The following is a 678-nucleotide window of genomic DNA, read 5'->3' on the forward strand; positions in this document are numbered from 1 at the left end:
GAGCTCTCCGAGGAACTCGCCGCGCTCGGCGCCCGCGTCACCGTGGCCGCCTGCGACGTCGCCGACCTGGAAGCGCTGCGCGCCCTGAAGGACGGCCTCGAAGGCGACGGCCACCGGATCGGCACCGTCTTCCACGCCGCCGGGGCCGGATCGCTGGTGCCACTGCCCGACACCGACCTCGCCGAGTTCGCCGAGACCCTGCACGCCAAGGCCGGCGGGGCGCGGAACCTGGACCTGCTGTTCGACCGGGACACGCTCGACGCGTTCGTGCTGTTCTCCTCCATCTCCGGGGTGTGGGGCAGCGCCGTCCACGGCGCCTACGCCGCCGCCAACGCCTACCTCGACGGCCTCGCCGAGGACCGCCGGAGCCGCGGCCTCGCCGCGACCTCCGTGGTGTGGGGGATCTGGAACCCCGAGGGCGGCGCCGGGATGGCCGCCGCACTCGTCGAGGAGACCCTGCGCGGCCACGGCGTGCTCTTCATGCCGCCCGCCACCGCGATCACCGGGCTCCAGCAGGTCCTGGACCACGACGAGACGGTGGTCGTGGTCGCCGACATCGACTGGGACCGCTTCGCGACCGTCTTCACCTCGGCGCGTCCCAGCCCGCTGATCGCCGAACTCCCCGAGGTCCGCGCCGCGCTGGCCGCCGAACCGGAGCCCGACGGGTCGGCCAGGACC

1 protein-coding gene is annotated in these 678 nt (G+C 74.5%); it reads left to right on the forward strand.

What is annotated here, in order from left to right; translation table 11 throughout:
• A partial coding sequence (locus tag B9S61_RS12170; protein ID WP_146064805.1) for a beta-ketoacyl reductase occupies window positions 1–678 on the forward strand: 678 nt, incomplete at both ends.

The organism is Streptomyces sp. SM1 (assembly GCF_002910825.1).
Taxonomy (GTDB): domain Bacteria; phylum Actinomycetota; class Actinomycetes; order Streptomycetales; family Streptomycetaceae; genus Streptomyces; species Streptomyces okerensis.